At 51.0% G+C, this 1,129-nt stretch carries 1 protein-coding gene; it reads left to right on the forward strand.

All coding sequences use genetic code 11. From position 1 onward, the window contains the following. Positions 1-508: 508 nt before the first annotated feature. On the forward strand, positions 509-1,090 hold the full coding sequence (locus tag Q0236_RS12050; RefSeq protein ID WP_297918398.1) for a LysE family translocator: 582 nt from the start codon (positions 509-511) through the stop codon (positions 1,088-1,090). The last annotated feature ends 39 nt before the right edge of the window (positions 1,091-1,129 follow it).

Raw genomic sequence — 1,129 nt, forward strand, 5'->3', positions numbered from 1 at the left:
AAATTTTAAATTTGCCCGCGGCGGTACGGCGAAATTTTAAATTTTCATTCGCTGCATTACATGCGCTGCGGCGCGGGTTTTACGCGATGCTGCACATTGTATTGAAACTTGCGGCACGGCGGTCTTACGACTAGGTGCGAGACACTGCACCGCAGTTATAATATAAATTCAGCGCAGGCGTAGCCTGCCCCTTGTAAAGCGTCGTCGGGGGTTAGGTGGGGTTTGGGGCGGGAAGGGGAGCGACCTCGCAATTCAAGCCCCCTTCCCGCCCCAAGAAAAGCTTGGGGGCGGCGCGGCGCACGGCATATCGCAATGATGAAGCGCAATAAAGCGATGTGCAAAATTCTAGATGACAGCTCGCAATGTGCAGTTCCGCGGTGCGGCGGAATTTTAAAATTTTATTCGCCTCAGTGCAGCGCGTTAAATTTTAGAATTTTAAAATCTATTGCAGCGGCGCCGTATCGCGAGAGATAAAATTTAAAATTTAGCCGCAATTTAGGGGTTTTCAATGCTTCTGTTTTTCTTTACGATCTTTCCGATATCGCTGATGCCGGGCATCAACATGACCTACGCGCTAAATCTCGGCATCGCGCGCGGCTATCTTAGGGCGCTGCCTGCACTGATCGCGCAGGTGCTGGGCGTCGCAGCCGTGGCGCTTGCGTGCGTATTCGGCGTCGCGGGCATTCTGCTTGCGCACCCTGCGGCGCTTAGCGCGATTAAAATTTTAGGCGGCGCGTATATCTTCTATCTGGGCGTCGCGACCTTTTTAGCGCGCGGAAATTTCAAGCTGCAAAAACAGAAGCGCAGCGAAAATATCTTCTTCCAAGGCCTTGTAGTCGCGGTCTCAAACCCCAAGGCATGGATATTTTTTACCGCACTCTTTCCGCCATTTTTGGATGCAGACAATCTTTTCGGCGCGCGCACATTTGCTCTCGTGGCGATCTTGTGCGTGAGTGAAAGCATCTGCCTTAGCATATATGCGCTGGGCGGAGCGGTGCTAAAAAATCTGCTGAAAACCCATCTGAAATACCTCGAAATTTTCTGCTCGGTGCTGATGTGTGCGATCGGGCTGTGGATGATTTTGGGCTAAAATTTTGATTAAATTTAGCGCCCGGGTTTTGATGGAATT

The sequence above is a fragment of the uncultured Campylobacter sp. genome (assembly GCF_938031315.1).
Classification (GTDB): Bacteria; Campylobacterota; Campylobacteria; order Campylobacterales; family Campylobacteraceae; genus Campylobacter_B.